The following is a 21473-nucleotide window of genomic DNA, read 5'->3' as shown; positions in this document are numbered from 1 at the left end:
CGTTCCTTTCGCGGTGCGGGAGGGCGCCTCGACAGCGGGGGCGGGGTGTGGTCAGGCGCCGTCGCGCGGCAGGGACTCCAGCCAGTCCTCGATGGCCTGGGCGGTGGGGAGGGAGTGGTCCTCCATCATGGTGAAGTGGTTGCCGCGCACATCGACGATGTCGTGCGGCAGCTCCCAGAAGGACCGCCAGTCGGGCAGCTCCTCCAGCTTCAGCGAACCGGTGGACAGCGGCTCCATCGCGCGCACGAGCAGGGTGGGGGTCGCGATCGGCTCGGGATCCCAGCCGCCGAAGAGGTTGAGATACCAGCCCATGGCCGACAGCCGGTCGTCGTCCATGGTGACGAACACGCCCTCGCGCTCGGTCATCCCGTCCATGAGCGAGAGTCCGAACTGGTTGAGGATGCTGCTCTTGGGCACGTAGGTGTCCACCAGCACCACCGCGGTCGGCCGGATGCCCATCCGCTCCAGATGTCCGGCCGCCGCATGGGCGAACCAGCCGCCCGCCGAGGAGCCGAGGAGCACGATCGGCGCCCCGTCCGCGGCCTTCGCCACCGCCTCGGCCTGGGCGGCGACCACCGCGTCCGCCGTCTCCGGAAGGGGCTCACCGCGGCCGAAGCCCGGCAGCGCGAGTGCCGACACATCGCGCCGGCCCCGCTGTGAGGCCGCGAACCGCGCGTACTGGTGGATGCCCGCGACCGCGAGGCACGAGGAGAAGCAGAACATGTGCTGCTCGGCCGGGCCCTTGCTGAGCCTGACCGGCGTCGGCAGCTTCTCCAGCTCGGAGGTGGCGCTGAACCGGGGCCGCAGCGCCGCGGTGGCGTGCAGCAGGTCAAAGATCTCTTTCCACTTCCCGGTCTCGAACGCCTGGGTGTAGAGCGCGCTCAGCGTGGTGGACTCACCCGCGGCGGCGGCCGCCGGGCCCGTGGGCGTCTCCACGGAGGGGCCCGACTGCCGGGCCGCGGCCAGGTCCGAGCGGAGCCGGGCGGCCAGATCGGTGGGCGTCTCGTGGTCGAAGACGAGCGTGGCGGGGAGCCTCAGCCCGGTGGCCGCGTTCAGCCGGTTGCGCAGCTCGACCGCGGTGAGCGAGTCGAAGCCGGAGTCCACGAACTCGTGGGTGGCGCCGATGGCGGACGGGTCCGGGTGGCCGAGCACGGTGGCCACCTGCGCCCGCACCAACTCCACCAGTACGGCGTCCTGTTCGGCCTCGGACAGCCCGGCGAGCCGTTCCCGCAGCGCGGAATCGCCGCCCGATGAGCCGGCGCGCGTGGTCGCGCCCGCCCGGCGCGCCGGTGCCCGCACCAGTCCGCGCAGCAGCAGCGGCACCGAGCCGGATCCGGCGTTCGCGCGCAGCGCGGCGAGGTCGAGCCGCATCGGGATGAGCAGCGGGGTGTCCAGGGCGAGGGCGGTGTCGAGCAGTTCCATGCCCTGTTCGGAGGTGAGCGCGGCCACGCCCGAGCGGGCGGCCCCGGCCGTGTCCGCCGTTCCGGTCATCGTGCTGGTCTGCGCCCACAGCCCCCAGGCGAGGGAGTGGGCGGGCAGCCCCTGCGCCCTGCGGGCCTGCGCGAAGGCGTCGAGGAAGCCGTTGGCGGCCGCGTAGTTGCCCTGCCCGGCGCCGCCGAGCACACCGGCGGCCGAGGAGAAGAGCACGAACGCGGCCAGGTCCAGCTCCCGGGTGGCCTCGTGGAGGTGGAGTACGGCGTCGGCCTTGGGCCGCAGCACCGTGTCCATCCGCTCGGGGGTGAGCGAGGAGATCACCCCGTCGTCCAGTACCCCGGCGGTGTGGAACACCCCGGTCAGCGGGTGGTCGCGGGGCACCTGGGCCACCAGGGCGGCCACGGCGTCCCGGTCGGCGGTGTCGCACGCCGCCACGGTCACGGTGGCGCCGAGCGCGGTCAGCTCGTCCCGCAGCCGCCCGGCCCCTTCGGCGGCCGGTCCCCGGCGGCTGGTCAGCAGCAGATGGCGGACGCCATGCCGGGTCACCAGATGGCGGGCGAGCAGCCCGCCGAGCGTCCCGGTGGCGCCGGTGATCAGAACGGTGCCCTCGGGGTCCAGCGCCCGCGTGGCGCCGGTCTCCCCCTGGGCGCGGGCGAGCCGCGGGGTGTGCGCCTGGCCGGCGCGCAGGGCGAGTTGCGGCTCACCGGAGGGGAGAACCGCCGGGAGGGCCCGTACGGACTCCTCGTGCTCGTCGAGGTCGACGAGGGTGAACCGGTCGGGGTTCTCCGACTGCGCCGAGCGCACCAGACCCCAGACGGCGGCGCCGGGCAGATCGGTGACGTCCGCGCCGGGCGCGGTGGCCACGGCGCCGCGGGTGACGAAGACCAGCCGGGAGTCGGCGAACCGCTCATCGGCCGACCAGTTCCGGGCCAGCTCCAGGGCGCTGCCCAGAGAGGCCCGTGCCGCGTCGGCCGGTGCGCCGGGCCCGGCCTTGTGGCACACCAGGACCGCCGCGGGGGCGGCCGTTCCGGCGTCGACGGCCGCGCCCAGCGACTCCAGGTCCACATACGACTCCAGGTGGACCCCGGCCGCGAAGAGGCTCTCGGTCACCTCCAGTCCGTCGTCGCCGACCAGCGCGGCCCGGGTAAGCGGGGTGGCCGGGGCGGGGCCGGCGAGAGCGGGCCAGTCGAGCTGGAACAGCGCCTCGTTGCTCGCGGCGCGGGCGCCGCTGAGCTGGTCGCCGGTCATCTTCCGCAGCAGCAGGCCCTCGACGGTGGCCACCGGGCGGCCGGTGGGGTCGGCCACCGCGAGCGCCACGGTGTCCTCCCCGGCCGGGGAGATCCTCACCCGCACCTCATCGGCCCCGGCGGCGTGCAGCGACACCCCGGTCCAGGAGAACGGCAGCCGTCCCTGCGCCGTCTCGAGGTCCTCTCCGGCGAAGAGCGTGCCGAGGGCGATGCCGTGCAGGGAGGCGTCGAGCAGGGCCGGGTGGATCCCGTACGCGGCGGCGGACGGCTGCTGCTCCTGGGCCAGCCGTATCTCGGCGAACACCTCGTCGCCGCGCAGCCAGGCGGCCCGCAGGCCCCGGAAGGCCGGGCCGTAGCCGAAGCCGCCCGCCGCGTACCGCTCGTACATGTCGCTGACGTCGAGTTCGGTGGCATCCGCCGGAGGCCACGCGGTCAGCTCCGCGGGGGTGGCGGGTGCGGCGGTGGTGAGCGTGCCGGTGGCGTGCGGGGTCCACGGCTCGCCGAACCCGGCGCCTTCGGGGCGGGAGTGGACGTTCAGCGGGCGCCGTCCGCTCTCGTCGGGTTCCCCGGCGGTCACCCGGAGGGTGAGTGCGCCACGGGCGGGGAGGATGAGCGGCGCCTGGAGGGTCAGCTCCTCGACCTGGTCGCAGCCGACCTGGTCACCGGCCTGGATCGCGAGTTCCAGGAACGCGGTGCCGGGAAAGAGGACCGTGCCGGAGACGGCGTGGTCGGCCAGCCAGGGCTGGGTGGCCAGGGACAGCCTTCCGGTGAGCACCAGGCCGTCGGTGCCGGCGAGTTCGACGGCTGCGCCCAGCAGCGGATGCCCGGCGGCGCCGAGGCCCGCGGAGGCCACATCGCCCATCGTGGCGGGCGCGTCCAGCCAGTAGCGCTGCCGCTGGAAGGCATACGTGGGCAGCTCCACCCGGCGGGCGCCACGGCCCGCGAACACCTTCTCCCAGTCCACCTCGCCACCATGGGCATGCACCCGGCCGACCCCGGCCAGCAACGACTCGGCCTCACCCCGGTCCTTGCGCAGCAGCGGGACGAACGCGAGGTCGGTGTCGGTGCCGGCCTCGGCCAGGCACTCCTGGCCCATCACGGACAGCACACCTACCGGGCCCAGCTCCACGAATCGGGTCACGCCCTGGTCCTCCAGGAACCGCATGCCGTCCTGGAACCGCACCGGCTGGCGCACATGCCGCACCCAGTAGTCGGGCGTGCACAGCTCCTCGGCCGCCGCCTCTCCGGTCACATTGGACACCACCGCGATCCGGGGGGTGGCGTAGGACAGCTCGCCGACGACCTTGGCGAACTCTTCGAGCATGGGGTCCAACAGCGGCGAATGGGCGGCGACGCCGACCCGCAGCCGCTTGCTCTTGACGCCCACCGCTTCCGCGATCCGCAGGACGGCCTTTTCGTCACCGGAGATCACCGTGGCGGCCGGGCCGTTGACGGCGCCCAGGGCCACCTGGTCCTCGTGGCCCGCCAGATGGGGCAGCACCTCGGCCTCGCCGGTCTGCAGCGAGACCATCGCGCCTCCGGCGGGCAGCGCGTCCATCAGCCGGCCCCGGGCCGCGACCAGCGCACAGGCGTCCGGCAGCGAGAACACGCCCGCCGCATGCGCCGCCGCCAGCTCGCCCACCGAGTGGCCGACCAGGAAGTCCGCGGTCACGCCCCAGGACTCCAGCAGCCGGTACAGCGCCACCTCGACGGCGAACAGGCCGGTCTGGGTGTAGAGGGTCCGATCGAGCAACGCGGTGTCCTCGCCGAAGACCACGTCACGCACCGCGTGCTCGACATGGCCGTCCAGGTGGCGGTCGAGTTCGGCGCAGACGGTGTCGAACGCGGCGGCGAAGACCGGGAAGGCGGTGTGCAGGGCGCGTCCCATGCCGAGCCGCTGTGCGCCCTGCCCGGTGAACAGGAACGCCGTCTTGCCCGCACCGGCCACCGCGCCAGGCGTGACGCCGGAGGCCAGCTGGTCGAGTTCGCCGAGCAGTTCGGCGCGGTTCGACCCCACGACCACCGCGCGGTGGGTGAAGGCGGAGCGGGTGAGCGCCAGCGAGTAGCCGATGTCCACCGGGGACGGCTCGGGCGCGCCCGCCACGTACGCCCGCAGTCGCGCGGCCTGGGCCCGCAGGGCCTCCTCGGTCCGGCCGGACAGCGGCCACGGCACCAGGTCGCCGGCGGCGGGTCCGGTGTCCGCGGGGGCCTCGGTCCCGGCCTCGTCCTCGGGCTCCTCGGCAGGGGCCTGCTCCAGGATCACATGGGCGTTGGTGCCGCTGAATCCGAAGGCGGACACCGCGGCGCGGCGCGGCCGCTCGGTGTCCGGCTCGGGCCACGGTCTGGCCTCGGCCAGCAGCCGTACCGCGCCCGACTCCCAGTCGACATTGGGTGTCGGCTCCTCGGCGTGCAGCGTCTTGGGCAGCACCCCGTGGCGCAGCGCCAGCACCGTCTTGATGATCCCGCCGACGCCCGCGGCGGCCTGGGTGTGGCCGATGTTGGACTTCAAGGAGCCGAGCCACAGCGGGCGGTCCTCGGGGCGGTCCTGGCCGTAGGTGGCGAGCAGGGCGCCCGCCTCGATGGGGTCGCCGAGCGAGGTGCCGGTGCCGTGTGCCTCGACCGCGTCCACGTCGGCCGCGGTCAGCCCGGCGTCGGCCAGCGCCTGCCGGATGACGCGCTGCTGGGAGGGGCCGTTGGGGGCGGTGAGCCCACTGCTGGCGCCGTCCTGGTTGGTGGCGGAGCCGCGGACGACCGCGAGCACCCGATGGCCGTTCTCCCGCGCGTCGGACAGCCGCTCCACGAGCAGCATGCCCACGCCCTCGCCCCAGCCGGTGCCGTCGGCGGAGGCGGCGAACGCCTTGCAGCGGCCGTCGGAGGCGAGCCCGCGCTGCCGGCTGAAGTCCACGAAGGCCACCGGTGTGGACATCACCATCGACCCGCCGACGAGGGCGAGTTCGCACTCCCCGCGGCGCAGCGCCTGCGCGGCGAGGTGCAGGGCCACCAGCGAGGACGAGCAGGCGGTGTCCACGGTGACCGCGGGGCCTTCGAGGCCGAAGGTGTAGGCGATACGGCCGGAGGCGATACTGCCGGAGCCACCGCTGCCGACGTAGCCCTCGACATCGTCGGGCACCTGGCGCAGCCGGGTCGCGTAGTCCTGGTACATCACCCCCGCGAAGACCCCGGTGCGGCTGCCGCGCAGGGTTGCCGGGTCGATCCCGGCCCGCTCCAGGGCCTCCCACCCGGTCTCCAGCAGCAGCCGCTGCTGCGGGTCCATGGCCAGCGCCTCGCGCGGGGAGATACCGAAGAACGCGGGGTCGAAGTGGTCGGCGTCGGTGACGAAGCCGCCCTCCCGCGCATAGCTGGTCCCCGGCTTGTCCGGGTCCGGGTCGTAGAGGGCCTCCAGGTCCCAGCCCCGGTCGGCGGGGAACTCGGTGACCGCGTCACGGCCGTTCGCCACCAGCTCCCACAGGTCCTCCGGCGATGCCACACCGCCGGGGTAGCGGCAGGCCATCCCGACGATGGCGATGGGCTCGTGGTCCTTGGCCTCGGCCTCCTGAAGGCGCTGGCGAGTACGGTGCAGATCCGTGGTCACTCGCTTGAGGTAGTCGCGGAGCTTTGCCTCGCTCACCGTGTACCGTCCATCTCTTTGATTTCCAACTCCGGGTACTTCAGGACAGGCCGAGTTCGTTCTCGATGAAGTCGAACATCTCGTCGTCCGAGGCGGCGTCGATGCGGCCGGCGACCGCGTCCTCCGCGTCCTTGGGGCCCTGGCCGAGCCGTACCAGCAGGTCCTGCAGACGGGAGGCGAGCGTGGTGCGCGCCTCCTCGTCGGTGGCGACCCGGGCCAGATTGCTTTCCAGGGCGTCGAGTTCCGGAAAGGCCATCGACGCGGCGGTGAAGGTCTCCGGGGCGATCTCCGCTTCCAGGTAGGCGGCGATCGCCGTGGAGGTGGGGTAGTCGAAGAGCAGGGTGACCGGCAGGCGTCGGCCGGTGGCCTTGCCGAGCTGGTTGCGGAGTTCGACCGCGGTGAGCGAGTCGAAGCCGAGGTCCAGCAGGCCCCACTCCGCCTCGACGGCCGCCACCGAGTCGAAGCCCAGCACCCCGGCCACGGTCGTGCGGACCAGGTCCAGCAGGAACCGGCCGCGCTCGGACTCCGGCAGGCTGGAGAGATGCTGCTTGAGGCCCTCGGGCCGGGCAGGTGCGGCCCCGGCTCCCGCGCCCGTCACGCTCCGCCGGGCGGGCCTTGCGGGCGCGGCCTTCACCAGCCCGCGCAGCAACGCCGGTACGCCATCGGAGCGCGCCCCGAGCCCCGCGGTGTCGAGCCGCATCGGCAGCACGACGGCGGCGTCCACGGCGCGTGCGGCGTCGAAGAGCCCGGCGCCGTCCTCCGAGGAGAACGGGACGATGCCACCGCGCGCCAGCCGGTTCAGATCGGCGCCCTCCAGCTTGCCGGTCATGTCGCTGCGCTGGGCCCACAGCCCCCACGCATGCGACTGGACGGGGCGGCCCTGGGCGCGGCAGTGCTGGGCGAAGGCGTCGAGGAAGGCGTTGGCCGCCGAGTAGTTGCCCTGACCCATCCCGCCGAAGGTGCCGGCGATGGAGGAGAAGAGGACGAACGCGGACAGGTCCAGGTCGCGGGTGAGCTCGTGCAGGGTGAGCGCGGCGTCGACCTTGGGCCGCAGCACGCGGTCCATCCGCTCGGGGGTGAGCGAGGACACCACACCGTCGTCCAGGACGCCCGCCGTGTGCACGACGGCTGTCAGGGGGTGCGCGGTGGGGACGGTGGCCAGCAGCGCCGCCACCGCCTTCCGGTCGGCCACATCGCAGGCGGCGAGGGTGACCTCGGCGCCCAACTCGGTCAGCTCCGCACGGAGTTCGGCGGCGCCTTCGGCGTCCGGGCCGCGGCGGCCGGCGAGCAGCAGATGCCGCACACCGCCCTCGGCCACCAGATGGCGGGCGATGACCCCGCCGATGGTGCCGGTGGCTCCGGTGACCAGCACCGTGCCCTCGGGGTCCCAGGCGGGCGGGGCGGTGTCGGGGGCGGGGGTGGTGGCGAGCCTGGCCACCGTGATGTCGCCCTGGCGCACCGCCAGTTGCGGCTCGTCCAGGGCGAGCGCGCTCGGCAGGGCGCCCACAGACTCCTCGTGCTCATCCAGGTCGACGAGGACGAATCGGTCGGGGTTCTCCGACTGCGCGGAGCGCACCAGACCCCAGACGGCGGCGTGGGCCAGATCGGGCACATCCGCGTCGGGCGTGGTGGCCACCGCGCCCCGGGTGACGAACACCAGGCGGGAGTCGGCGAACCGCTCCTCGGTCAGCCAGGCCCGGACCAGCGCCAGCGCCCGGTGGGTCGCCGTCCGTACGGCGTCGGCCACCCCCTGGGGCTCCGGTGCGCAGGGCACCAGCACGGTGGCGGGCATGGCGGCCGCGTCGGCGGGCAGCGCCGCCAGGTCGCGGTAGGAGTGCGCATCGAGTCCGACCAGCTTGAAGTCGTCGTCGCCGAGCAGGCCCCAGCTCCCGGCGGGGTGTTGCTCGGGAGCCGCCGCGGAGGTGTCGGCGGCCACCCAGTCGAGCCGGTAGAGCGCGTCACCGCCGGTGGTGGCGTCGCCGAGCCGCTGGGGCCGCTTGCGCAGCACGAGGGATTCGACGGTGGCCACCGGCCGGCCGATGGTGTCCGCCACGGTCAGGGCCACCGTGTCGGCGCCGTCCGGTGTGAGCCGCACCCGTACCTCACCGGCCCCGGCGGCGTGCAGCGACACCCCGCTCCAGGAGAACGGCAGCCTGCCCTCGCCGTCCTGGAACGTCGGGCCGAGCGCGATGGTGTGCAGCGCGGCGTCCAGCAGGGCCGGGTGCAGCCCGTAGGCGGTGGCGGCGGACTGCTGCTCCTGGGGCAGCCGTACCTCGGCGAACACCTCCTCGCCGCGCAGCCAGGCCGCGCGCAGCCCCTGGAACGAGGGGCCGTAGCCGAAGCCGCCCGCCGCGAACCGCTCGTACAGGTCCTCGACCTCGATCGGCTCGGCGCCCGGCGGCGGCCACGCCCCGCCCAGGTCGTAGGAGCCCTCGGCGGCGCCGACCGCCAGCACACCCGTGGCGTGCCGGGTCCACGGCAGCTCGCGCTGCGCGTCCGCGGGGCGGGAGTAGACGTTCAGTGTGCGGTGGCCGTCCTCGTCGGGCGCGTCCACCACCAGTTGCAGGGTGACGGCTCCGCGCTCGGGGAGGATGAGCGGCGCCTGGAGGGTCAGCTCCTCGACCCGGTCGCAGCCCACCTGGTCACCGGCTTGGATCGCCAGCTCCAGGAACGCGGTGCCCGGGAAGAGGACCGCGTCCAGGACCGCGTGGTCGGCCAGCCAGGGCTGGCCGCGGGTGGACAGCCTTCCGGTGAGCACCAGGCCGTCGGTGCCGGCGAGTTCGACGGCTGCGCCCAGCAGCGGATGCCCGGCGGCGCCGAGGCCCGCGGAGGCCACATCGCCCACCGTGGCGGGCGCGTCCAGCCAGTAGCGCTGCCGCTGGAAGGCATACGTGGGCAGCTCCACCCGGCGGGCGCCACGGCCCGCGAACACCTTCTCCCAGTCCACCTCGCCACCATGGGCATGCACCCGGCCGACCCCGGCCAGCAACGACTCGGCCTCACTCCGGTCCTTGCGCAGCAACGGGACGAACGCGAGGTCGGTGTCGGTGCCGGCCTCGGCCAGGCACTCCTGGCCCATGGCGGAGAGCACACCGGCGGGGCCGATCTCGACGCAGCGGGTCACCTTCCGCTCGGCGAGGAAGCGTATGCCGTCCCCGAAACGCACCGCCCGGCGGACGTGGCGCACCCAGTACTCCGGCGAGCACAGCTCCTCGCCCGCCGCCTCACCCGTGACGTTGGAGACCACCGCGATCCGCGGCGCCGCGTAGCCAATTCCGGCGGCCACCGTGCCGAACTCGGCGAGCATGGCGTCCATCAGCGGGGAGTGGAAGGCGTGGGAGACCGTGAGCCGCTTGCTCTTGGCCCCGGTCGCCTCCGCGATCCGCAGGACGGTCTCCTCGTCACCGGAGATGACGGTCGCCCGCGGCCCGTTGACCGCCGCCACGCTCACCCGGCCCTCGTGGCCTTCGAGATGCGGCAGCACCTCGGCCTCGGCCGCCTGGAGCGACACCATCGCACCGCCCTCGGGCAGCGCCTGCATCAGCCGGCCCCGGGCCGCCACCAGCGCACAGGCGTCCCGCAGCGAGAACACGCCCGCCACATGCGCCGCCGCCAGCTCGCCCACCGAGTGGCCGACCAGGAAGTCCGGGCGCAGGCCCCAGGACTCGACCAGCCGGTAGAGCGCCACTTCGAGGGCGAACAGCCCGGTCTGGGTGAACACGGTCCGGTTCAGCGGCTCCGGGTCCTCCCCGAACACCACCTCCCGCACCGAGCCGTCCAGATGAGGGTCCAGCTCCGCGCACACCGCGTCGAACGCCGCCGCGAACACCGGGAAGACGTCGTACAACTCCCTTCCCATACCCGGCCGTTGGGCGCCCTGTCCGGTGAACAGGAAGGCAGTCTTGCCGGTGTCGGCCACCGTCTCCTGGGCCGTCCCCGAGGCCAGCTCCGCCAGGCTCCGCAGCAGCTCCTGCCGCTCGGCGCCGACGACCACGGCGCGGTGGCCGAAGGCCGAGCGGCCCGTCGCCAGGGCGTAGCCGACATCCAGCGGGCGCAGCTCCGGCCGCTCCTCCAGCTGGGCCCGCAGACGTCCGGCCTGCGCCCGCAGCGCCGTCTCGCTGCGCCCGGAGAGCACCCAGGGCACCACATCGCAGTCGATCGACCGCTCGGACACCGGTGCGGTGGGCTCGGGGCCCTGCTCCAACACCACATGCACATTCGTGCCACTGACGCCGAAGGCGGACACGCCCGCGCGCCGCGGCCGTCCCGTCCCGGGCCACTCCCGGGCCTCGGTCAGCAGCTCCACCGCACCGGCCGACCAGTCCACGTCGGGCGAGAGCACATCGGCGTGGAGGGTCTTCGGCAGCACACCGCGGCGCAGCGCCAGCACCATCTTGATGATCCCGGCGACACCCGAAGCGGCCTGGGTGTGGCCGATGTTGGACTTCAGCGCGCCCAGCCACAGCGGCCGGTCCGCGTCCCGGCCCTGGCCGTAGGTGGCCATCAAGGCCTGTGCCTCGATCGGGTCGCCGAGCCGGGTGCCGGTGCCATGGGCCTCGACCGCGTCCACATCGGCGGCCGACAGGCCCGCACCGGCCAGCGCCTGGCGGATCACCCGCTGCTGGGAGGGGCCGTGGGGGGCGGTGAGTCCGTTGCTGGCGCCGTCCTGGTTGACGGCGGAGCCGCGTACCAGCGCCAGCACCTCATGGCCGTTCGCCCGCGCGTCCGAGAGCCGCTCCAGCAGCAGCATGCCGACGCCCTCGGCCCACCCGGCGCCATCGGCGTCCGCCGAGAACGCCTTGCAGCGGCCGTCGGGGGCCATGGCCCGCTGCCGGCTGAACTCGATGAAGGTGTCCAGCGTGGACATCACGACGACGCCGCCCGCCAGCGCCAGCGAGCACTCCCCCTGGCGCAGCGCCTGGACCGCCTGGTGGAGGGCGACCAGCGAGGACGAGCAGGCGGTGTCGACGGTGACCGCGGGGCCTTCGAGGCCGAAGGTGTACGAGATGCGCCCGGACGCCACGCTGCTCGCGCTGCCGGTGGCCAGATAGCCCTCGAACTCCTCGGGCGCGCGGCCGAAGCGCGAGCCGTAGTCGTTGTAGCTGGCGCCGATGAAGACTCCGGCCTGGGTGCCTTTCACCGAGGCCGGGTCGATCCCGGCCCGTTCGAACGCCTCCCAGCTGGTCTCGAGCAGCAGCCGCTGCTGCGGGTCGATGGCGAGCGCCTCGCGCGGGGAGATCCCGAAGAACTCCGGGTCGAAGTGGTCGGCCTCGTGCAGGAATCCGCCGCCGGTGGCGTAGAAGGTGCCCGGCTTGTCGGGGTCGGGGTCGTAGTGGCCCTCGATGTCCCAGCCGCGGTCGGTGGGGAAGCCCGAGACGGCGTCACGGCCGTCCATCAGCAGCTGCCACAGCTCCTCGGGGGTGGTCACCCCGCCGGGCAGGCGGCAGCTCATGGCCACGATGGCGATCGGGTCGTCGTCGACCGCGACGGTGGCGGGCACCGGGCCCGCCGGGGCGGTGGCATCGGTGCCATCGGCACCGCTCTCGACCAGCAGGAAGCGGGTCAGCGCGGTGACGGTCGGGTAGTCGAAGACGAGGGTGACCGGCAGCCGCAGTCCGGTGGCCGCGTTCAGCCGGTTGCGCAGATCGACGGCGGTGAGCGAGTCGAAGCCCAGCTCGCGGAAGGCGCGCCCGGACTCGACCGCCGTGGTGTCGGGATAGCCGAGCGCGGCGGCCACTTCGGTGCTGACGAGGTCGGCCAGCACGTCCTCGGCCTCCTGCGGCGACAGTCCGGCCAGCCGCTGGGCGAGCGGGGTGTCCGCGTCGGCCGTGGTGGCGTCCGCCGTGTCCGTCCGCCGGGCGTCGGGGAGTTCGCCGAGCACGGCGGCCCCGTCCAGCGAGGGGGTGGCGGCGATGAGCCGGTCCCACTCGATATCGGCCACGGCCACATGGGTGTCGCCCACGTCCAGGGCTCGCTGCAGGGCGCCGATCGCCGGGTCGGGCGCCATCGCGGGCATACCGGTGGCCCGCAGCCGCGCCTCGACCGCCTCGTCGACCAGCCCTCCGCCGGACCACGCGCCCCAGGCCACGGAGGTGGCGGGGAGCCCCTGGGCACGGCGGGCGTGGGCGAGCGCGTCGAGGAAGGCGTTGGCGGCCGCGTAACTGCCCTGGCCGGGGCCGCCGAGCGTGCCCGCGAAGGAGGAGAAGAGCACGAAGGCGGACAGCTCGCGGTCGCGGGTGAGTTCGTGCAGATGGAGCGCCGCGTCCACCTTCGGGCGCAACACCCCCTCGGCGCGCTCGGGGGTGAGGGTGTCGAGCACCCCGTCGTCCAGGACGCCCGCGGTGTGGACGACGGCGTCGAGCGGGGCCTCGTCCTCGTCCAGCGTGGCGAGAAGTGCGGCCAGCGCGTCGCGGTCGGCGGCGTCGCACGCGGCCACGGTCACCCGGACCCCCGACTCCCGCAGCTCATCGGCGAGTTCGTCCGCCCCGGGGGCCTCGGAGCCCCGGCGGCTGGTGAGCACCAGGTGTTCGGCTCCACCCCGGGCCAGCCAGCGCGCCACATGGGCGCCCAGGCCGCCGGTGCCGCCGATCACCAGCACGGTGCCGCGCGGCCGCCACGGCGCGGTGGCGTCGGTCAGCGCCGCAGAGGCCCTGACCAGCCTGCGCCCGTGGACACCGGAGGCACGCACCGCCACCTGGTCCTCGCCGGTCAGCCGGCCCGCGAGCACACCGCACAGCCGCGCGATGGCGCGGTCGTCGAGGGTGCCGGGCAGATCGACCAGACCACCCCGGCGCCGCGGGTACTCCGCGGCGGCGATCCGGCCCAGGCCCCAGGTGAGCGCCTGCAACGGATGGTCCAGCACGTCCGCGCGGCCCACGGACACCGCCCCGCGCGTGGCGTACCAGATGGGGACGTCGGCGCCGGTGTCGCCGAGCGCCTGCAGCAGGGCGAGGTTGAGGGCGAGGCCGAGCGGCTGCGCCGTGCCCGCCGCGTACGGCTCCTCGGCGAGCGCGAGGAGCGAGAGCACCGCGGTCGGGGGCGCGTCCGCCGTCGCCTCGCCGAGCCTGCGGGCGAGCGCCTCGCGTACGGCGTCCGCCTCGGTCAGCTCCACCAGCCGGACCCCGGCGCCGCGTTCCCGCAGCGCCTCCGCCACGCGCGGGCCTTCCGGCGCTCCGGTGGGCGCGGCGATCAGCCAGGTGGCCCCGGCCGACGACCGGTCGTGCGGGGCGGTGAGCGCGTCGCCCAGGGGCTTCCAGGTGATGTGGTAGCGCCAGGAGTCGAGTTCCGACCGCTCGCGGCGCGCCCGGCGCCATGAGGCCAGCGCCGGGACCATCATGGCCAGGGACGCCTCCTCGGTGTCCACCTCCAGCGCGGTGGCCAGCGCTTCCAGGTCCTCGCGCTCCACGGCGTCCCAGAACTCGGCGTCCACCGCGTCGCCTTCGGCGGCGGGAGCGGAGGAGCCCTCGAGCCAGTAGCGCTGCCGCTGGAAGGCGTACGTCGGCAGTTCGACGACCGACGCCCCCGCCCCGGCGAACAGCACGGCCCAGTCGACGGCCACCCCACGGACGAACGCCTCGCCCAGCGAGACCAGGAACCGCTCGGGACCACCCTCGTCACGCCGCAGCGACCCCACCACCACCGCGTCCTCGACGGTCGCCTGCAACGGCATCGTCAGCACCGGATGAGGGCTCATTTCGAGGAACGTCCCGAACCCGGCCGCCGACAGAGCCCGCACCGCCGACTCCAGCTCCACCGTCTCCCGCAGATTGGTGTACCAGTACCCGGCGTCGAGCCCGGTGGTGTCGAGGGTGTCGCCGGTGACCGTCGAGCAGAACGGCACCTCGGCGCGGCGCGGGGCGATCGGGGCCAGGACGTCGAGGAGTTCGTCGCGCAGCTCTTCCACATGGGCCGAGTGGGACGCGTAGTCCACCGGAATGATCTTCGCCCGAACGTCCTCGCCCTCACACTCCGCCTGGAGCTCGCGAAGGGCCTCAGGGTCACCGGACACCACGATCGAGCCGGGGCCGTTCACGGCCGCCACCGAGATACGACCACCCCAAGCCGCGATCCGCTCACGCACCCGATCGGCACTCTCGGCGACGGACATCATCCCGCCACGGCCTGCCAGCCCGCGCCCGATGGCCTGCGAGCGCAACGCGACTACCCGCGCGCCGTCCTCCAGCGACAGCGCACCCGCCACCACCGCCGCCGCGATCTCACCCTGCGAATGCCCCACCACCGCGGCAGGCGTGACACCACATGCCCGCCACACCTCCGCCAACGACACCATCACCGCCCACAACGCCGGCTGCACCACATCCACCCGACCCAACCCCGGACCCCCACCCCGCAACACCTCGACCAGCGACCACTCCACGAACTCCGCCAGCGCGGCCTCACACTCCGCGATCCGCCCCGCGAACACCGGCGACGAATCCAGCAACTCCACCGCCATCCCCACCCACTGCGACCCCTGCCCCGGAAACACGAACACCGGACGGGCGTCGGTCGCCATCACTCCCTCGCCGCGCACCACGTGCGGGGACTCGCCGCCCGACGCCAGCGCGCCCAGTGCGTCGATCAGCTCCTCGCGGTGGCCGCCCAGGACCAGCGCACGGTGGTCGAAGCGGCCGCGGGTGGTGGCGAGCGAGTGGCCGACGTCGGCCGGGGAGAGGCCGGGGCGCGCGGTCACATGGGTCAGCAGCCGCTCGGCCTGCGCCCGCAGGCCCGCCGCGCTCTTCGCCGACAACACCCACGGCACCACTCCCCCGCCCACCGGGGCGGTCCCCTCCGCCGCGTTGTCGGAGGGCTCCTCCTCAGGCGCCTCCTCGATGATGGTGTGGACATTGGTGCCACTGGCCCCGAAGGCCGAGATACCGGCCCGGCGGGGCTCCTCGCCGCGCGGCCACTCCCTGGCCTCGGTCAGCAGCTCCACCGCCCCCGCCGGCCAGTCGATCCGCGAGGAACGCTGCTCGGCGTGGAGCGTCTTGGGCAGCAGGCCGTGGCGCATGGCCTGCACCATCTTGATGACACCGCCCACACCCCCGGCGGCCTGCGGATGGCCGATGTTGGACTTCAGCGAGCCGATCAGTACGGGACGGTCCGCCGCACGGTCCTTCCCGTACGTGGCGAGCAGCGCGCCCGCCTCGATCGGGTCGCCCAGCGGGGTGCCGGTGCCATGGGCCTCGACCGCGTCGATCTGCTCCGCCGTCAGGGCGGCGTTGGCGAGCGCCTGGCGGATCACCCGTTGCTGGGAGCGGCCGTTGGGCGCGGTGAGACCGTTGCTGGCACCGTCCTGGTTGACGGCGGAGCCGCGCACCAGAGCCAGCACCTCGTGGCCGTTGCGGCGGGCGTCCGAAAGTCGCTCCAGCAGCAGCATGCCGACGCCCTCGCCGAGGCCCATGCCGTCGGCGCCCTCGGCGAACGCCTTGCAGCGGCCGTCCTGTGCCAGTCCGCGTTGCCGGGCGAAGCCGATGAGCCCCATCGGGGCGCCCATGACGGCGGCGCCACCCGCGAGGGCGAGGGAGCAGTCGCCCTGGCGCAGCGACTGGCAGGCCAGGTGGAGGGCGACCAGTGAGGAGGAGCAGGCGGTGTCGAGGGTGACGGCCGGGCCCTCCAGGCCCAGGGTGTAGGCGATGCGGCCGGACATGATGCTCGCGGAGATGCCCGTGACCAGGTGGCCCTCCAGCCCTTCGGGCATATGGGGCCAGTCGGGGACGTAGCCCTGGTAGGCGGCGCCCACGAAGATGCCGGTTCTGCTGCCGCGCAGGCCCGCCGGATCGATGCCTGCGCGCTCGAACGCCTCCCAGGAGGTCTCCAGCAGCAGCCGCTGCTGCGGGTCCATCACGGTGGCCTCGCGGGGCGAGATGCCGAAGAACGCCGGGTCGAACTGGTCGGCGTCGTGGAGGAATCCGCCCTCGGTGGCGTAGACGGTGCCCTGCCGGTCGGGGTCCGGGTCGTACAGTTTCTCCAGGTCCCAGCCGCGGTTGCCGGGGAAGCCGGAGATGGCGTCGCGCTCGCCGGTGACCAGCTCCCACAGGTCCTCGGGGCCGCGCACATCGCCCGGGTAGCGGCAGCTCATCGCCACGATGGCGATGGGTTCGCGGGACGCGGCGGTGAGTTGCTGATTGGCCCGGCGCAGCCGTTCGGTCTCCTTCAGAGACTCCCGCAGCGCGCCAACGATCTTGTCGGTTGGGTTTGCCATTGTCAGCTCCGCAGTCGAGTCTCGTCAGAGGTCGTTCTTGTCGTAGGCCATGCGGACGAGGTCATCCACGTCCAGGTCGTCGATGGACTCGGCGGGCTCCTCGTCCATCGGTCCGGTGGCGGGGTCGTGGGAACCGGCCAGCCGCAGCAACTCGTCCAGCAGCCCCGATTCGCGGAGCCGGAGCAGGGGGATGGAGGTCAGCGCCGCGCGGACCTCGGCCTCCTCGGGGTCGAGGCCGGTGCCCGCGGTGTCATCGGGGAAGAGTTCGGTCCCGATGTGTCCGGCGAGTTCCTCCGCGCTCGGGTAGTCGAAGACGACGGTGACGGGGAAGCGGAGTCCGGTCGCGGCGCCCAGGCGGTTGCGCAGGTCGACGGCGCTCAGGGAGTCGAAGCCCAGCTCGCGGAAGGCACGCTGGGCGTCGACGGCCTCCGGGCCGGGATAGCCGAGCACGGTAGCGATCTGGGAGCGCACCAGCGACAGTACGGCCGCCTGCCGGTCCGTCGGGGCCATGTCGGCCAGCCGGTCACGCAGCGAGGAGGACTCGCCGGCCGTGTCCGTCCCCGTGCCGGCGTCGGCGGCGAGGATCCGCGCCACATCGGGCACCTGGCCGATGAGCGGGCTGGGCCGGGCCGAGGTGAAGACGGGGACGAACCGCTCCCAGTCCACGTCGGCGACCACCACCACGGTCTCATCCCCGTCCATCACCTGCCAGAACGCGTCGATGGCGAGCCGGGGAGTCATGAACGGGATGCCCCGGCCGCGCAGTTGCTCCTCGGCGAGGTTGGCAGCCATGCCGCCCTCCTCGGGGCTCCAGATGCCCCACACCACCGAGGTGGCGGCGAGGCCGCGGGCCCGGCGGTTCTCGGCGAGCCCGTCGAGATAGGCGTTGGCGGCCGCGTACGCGCCATGTTCGCCACTGCCCCAGACGGCCGAGATGGAGGAGAAGAGCACGAAGGAGTCGAGGGTGTCCCGGTCGAAGAGGGCGTCCAGGTTGGCGGCGCCCGCGACCTTGGCCTCCGCCGTGTCGGCGAACTCCGCCAGATCGGTGTCGGCGAGCGGGACGAGCACACCGGCACCCGCGATGTGCAGCACGGAGCGGATCGGCGGGCCCTCGGCCTCCACTTCCCGTACGAGCGCCTCCAGCGCGGCGCGGTCGGCCACATCGCACGCCGCCACGGTGACCTTGGCGCCCAGCTCGGTCAGTTCGGCCTTGAGCTTGTCCGCGCCGGGTGCCTCGGGGCCGCGGCGGCTGGTGAGCACCAGGTGTTCGGCACCGGCCTGGGCCAGCCGGCGGGCGATCTGGGCTCCGACGCCACCCGTGCCGCCGGTGAGCAGCACGGTGCCCTCGGGGCTCCAGGATGCGCCGCTCCCCCGGTGCCCGGCGGCCCGTACCAGCCGCCGGGTGAGCGCACCGGAGGGCCGCAGGGCCAGCTGATCCTCGTCGCCGAAACGGCCCGCGAGCGCACCGCACAGCCGTGTGGTGACCCGGCCGTCGACGGTGCCCGGCAGGTCGATCATGCCGCCCCAGCGCTGCGGGTGTTCGAGGGCGGCGACCCGGCCCAGGCCCCATACGGCCGCCTGGGCGGGGCTGTCGAGCACATCGGTGCCGCCGACGGACACGCCCCCACGGGTGGCCAGCCACAGCGGGGCCGCAACCCCGGTGTCGCCGAGGGCCTGGACGAGCGCGAGGGTGAGTGCGAGGCCCATGGGCACCCCCGCGTGGCCGGGGTGCGGTGCGTCGGCGAGCCCGAGCAGGGAGAGCACCCCGGCCGGGGTGTCTCCGGCGGTGGCCTCGGCGAGCTGCGCGGCGACCGCGACGCGGTCGGCCTCGGCCGCCTCGACGGTGACGACCGTGGCGCCGTGGGTCTCCAGACCGTCGCGTACGGCGTCGATGAGGGCGGTGCCGGGGGGCGCGGCCGGGACCACGAGCAGCCAGGTGCCGGTCAGGGCCGCCGAGGCCGGGTCGGGCACCCGGTTCCAGGTGACGTGGTAGCGCCAGGAGTCGAGCACGGACCGCTCCCTGCTGCCGCGACGCCATGAGGACAGCGCCGGGAGCACGGTCCGCAGCGAGGACCGTTCCTCGTCGGCGTCCACTTCCAGCGCGGCGGTCAGCGCTTCCAGGTCCTCGCGCTCGACGGCGTCCCAGAACTCGGCGTCCACCGGGTCGCCTCCGGTGGCGGCCGCCGGTGCCGGGGGCTGCTCCAGCCAGTAGCGCTGTCGCTGGAAGGCGTACGTCGGCAACTGCACCACGGACGCGCCCAGCCCGGCGAACACCGCGGCCCAGTCGACGGCCACCCCACGGACGAACGCCTCGCCCAGCGAGACCAGGAACCGCTCGGGACCACCCTCGTCACGCCGCAGCGACCCCACCACCACCGCGTCCTCGACGGTCGCCTGCAACGGCATCGTCAGCACCGGATGAGGGCTCATTTCGAGGAACGTCCCGAACCCGGCCCCCGACAGAGCCCGCACCGCCGACTCCAGCTCCACCGTCTCCCGCAGATTGGTGTACCAGTACCCGGCGTCGAGCCCGGTGGTATCGAGGGTGTCGCCGGTGACCGTGGAGTGGAAGGTGATATCCGAGGTGCGCGGGCGGATCGGGGCCAGGAGGTCGAGGAGTTCGTCGCGCAGCTCCTCGACATGGGCCGAGTGGGACGCGTAGTCCACCGGGATGATCTTCGCCCGTACTCCTTCGGCCTCACACTCCGCCTGGAGCTCGCGCAGGGCCTCAGGGTCACCGGACACCACGATCGAGCCGGGGCCGTTGACCGCGGCGACGGAGATACGGTCCTCCCAGGCGGTGATGCGTTCGCGCACCCGATCGGCGCTCTGGGCGACGGACATCATGCCGCCGTGTCCGGCGAGGCCCCGTGCGATGGCCTGCGAGCGCAACGCCACCACCCGCGCCCCGTCCTCCAACGACAACCCACCCGCCACCACCGCCGCCGCGATCTCACCCTGGGAATGCCCCACCACCGCGGCAGGCACCACCCCACACGACCGCCACACCTCCGCCAACGACACCATCACCGCCCACAACGCCGGCTGCACCACATCCACCCGACCCAACCCCGGACCCCCACCCCGCAACACCTCGACCAGCGACCACTCCACGAACCCCGACAACGCCACCTCACACTCCGCGATCCGCCCCGCGAACACCGGCGACGAATCCAGCAACTCCACCGCCATCCCCACCCACTGCGACCCCTGCCCCGGAAACACGAACACCGGCTTCCCGGCCGAGCCCGCCACGCCCTGGGCCACGAGGCCACCGGGCTCGCCCCGGGTGAGCGCCGTCAGCCCACTGCGGAAGTCCTCGACGCCGCCACCGACCACCACGGCGCGGTGGTCGAAGAGGGCGCGGGTGGTGGCCAGCGAGAGGCCCACGTCCGCCGGGGACAGCTCCGGATCCTCCGAGAGGCGTGCCAGCAGCCGTTCCGCCTGCGCCCGCAGGCCCGGCTCGGTCTTGGCCGAGAGCACCCAGGGCACCGCTCCCCCGCCCACCGGGGCGTCCCCCTCGGCCGAGGTGCCCGAAGGCTCCTCCTCGGGGGCCTGCTCGATGATGGCGTGAGCGTTGGTGCCGCTGGCGCCGAAGGCGGACACCCCGGCGCGGCGGATCCGCCCGGTCTCCGGCCACGGCCGGGCCTGGGTGAGCAGTTCGACGGCGCCCGAGGACCAGTCCACGTTGGGCGACGGCTCCTCGACGTGCAGGGTCTTGGGCAGCACACCGTGGCGGATGGCCTGCACCATCTTGATCACGCCGCCGACCCCCGCGGCGGCAGCCGTGTGGCCGATGTTGGACTTCAGCGAGCCGAGCCACAGCGGCCGGTCGGCCGGGCGCTTCTTGCCGTACGTGGCGAGCAGGGCGTTGGCTTCGATGGGGTCGCCCAGCGACGTCCCCGTGCCGTGCGCCTCGACCACGTCGACATCGGCCCCGGACAGCGTGGCGTTGGCCAGCGCCTGGCGGATCACCCGCTGCTGCGCACGGCCGTTGGGCGCGGTGAGACCGTTGCTGGCACCGTCCTGGTTGATGGCGGAGCCGCGGACGACCGCGAGCACGGTGTGACCGTTGCGGCGGGCGTCCGAGAGCCGTTCCAGCAACAGAACTCCGACACCCTCGCCCCAGGCGGTGCCATCCGCCGTCGAGGAGAACGCCTGGCAGCGGGAAGAGGTGGACAGCGCCCGCTGGCGGCTGAATTCGATGAAGCCGCTCGGCGTGGACATCACGGTGGTGCCGCCGGTGAGTGCCATCGAGCAGTCGCTCTGCCGCAGCGCCTGGCAGGCCATGTGCAGTGCCACCAGCGAGGACGAGCACATGGTGTCGACCGTGACGGCCGGTCCCTCCAGGCCCAGGGTGTAGGCGACGCGGCCGGAGAGGATGGCGCCCGAGGCGCCCATGGACATCTGGCCTTCGAGCCCTTCGGGGAGCTCGGTCAGACCGCGGGCGTAGTCGAAGTCGGTGGCACCCATGAAGATGCCGGTGTCGCTGCCGCGCAGGGTGCCCGGGTCGATTCCGGCCCGTTCGAAGGTCTCCCAGACCACTTCCAGCAGCAGCCGCTGCTGCGGGTCCATGGTGAGGGCCTCGCGCGGCGAGATGCCGAAGAACGCCGGGTCGAACTGGTCCACGTCATGGAGGAATCCGCCCTGGCGGGCATAGGTACGGCCCTCTCGGTCGGGGTCCGGGTCGAAGAGGTTCGGCAGGTCCCAGCCCCGGTCGGCCGGGAAGTCGCCCATGCCGTCGCGGCCTTCGGCGACGGCCTGCCACAGGTCCTCGGGGGACCGGATGTCGCCCGCGTAGCGGCAGTTCATCGCCACGATGGCGATGGGCTCGGGGGTCTGCAGCTCCTGGATCCGGCCGTGTGCCGCGCGGAGGTGGCCGGTGGCCCGCTTGAGGTAGTCGCGCAGCTTCTTCTCGTTGTCCATGGTCGTCAGCTCCTCAAGAGGGCCGGAACGTCGG

Annotated in this window: 3 protein-coding genes; all 3 read right to left on the bottom strand. The window is 73.8% G+C overall.

The features are described 5' to 3' along the window. Positions 1–51: 51 nt before the first annotated feature. The 3 genes from AS97_RS40340 to AS97_RS40330 are packed head-to-tail and all read right to left on the bottom strand — an operon-like array spanning position 52 to position 21439. A complete protein-coding gene (locus tag AS97_RS40340; protein WP_210566623.1) occupies positions 52–6309 on the bottom strand; it encodes a type I polyketide synthase in 6258 nt (2085 codons plus the stop codon). Between the two features lie 40 nt (positions 6310–6349). Next, on the bottom strand, positions 6350–16513 hold the full coding sequence (locus AS97_RS40335; protein WP_210566622.1) for a type I polyketide synthase: 10164 nt from the start codon (positions 16511–16513) through the stop codon (positions 6350–6352). Positions 16514–16537: 24 nt separating this feature from the next. Continuing rightward, entirely contained in the window at positions 16538–21439 is a 4902-nt protein-coding gene (locus tag AS97_RS40330; protein WP_210566621.1) for a type I polyketide synthase, read from the bottom strand. Between the last annotated feature and the right edge of the window lie 34 nt (positions 21440–21473).

The sequence above is a fragment of the Streptomyces sp. AgN23 genome (assembly GCF_001598115.1).
GTDB classification, from domain to species: domain Bacteria; phylum Actinomycetota; class Actinomycetes; order Streptomycetales; family Streptomycetaceae; genus Streptomyces; species Streptomyces antimycoticus.
This window is presented reverse-complemented; position numbering and strand designations above follow the sequence as displayed.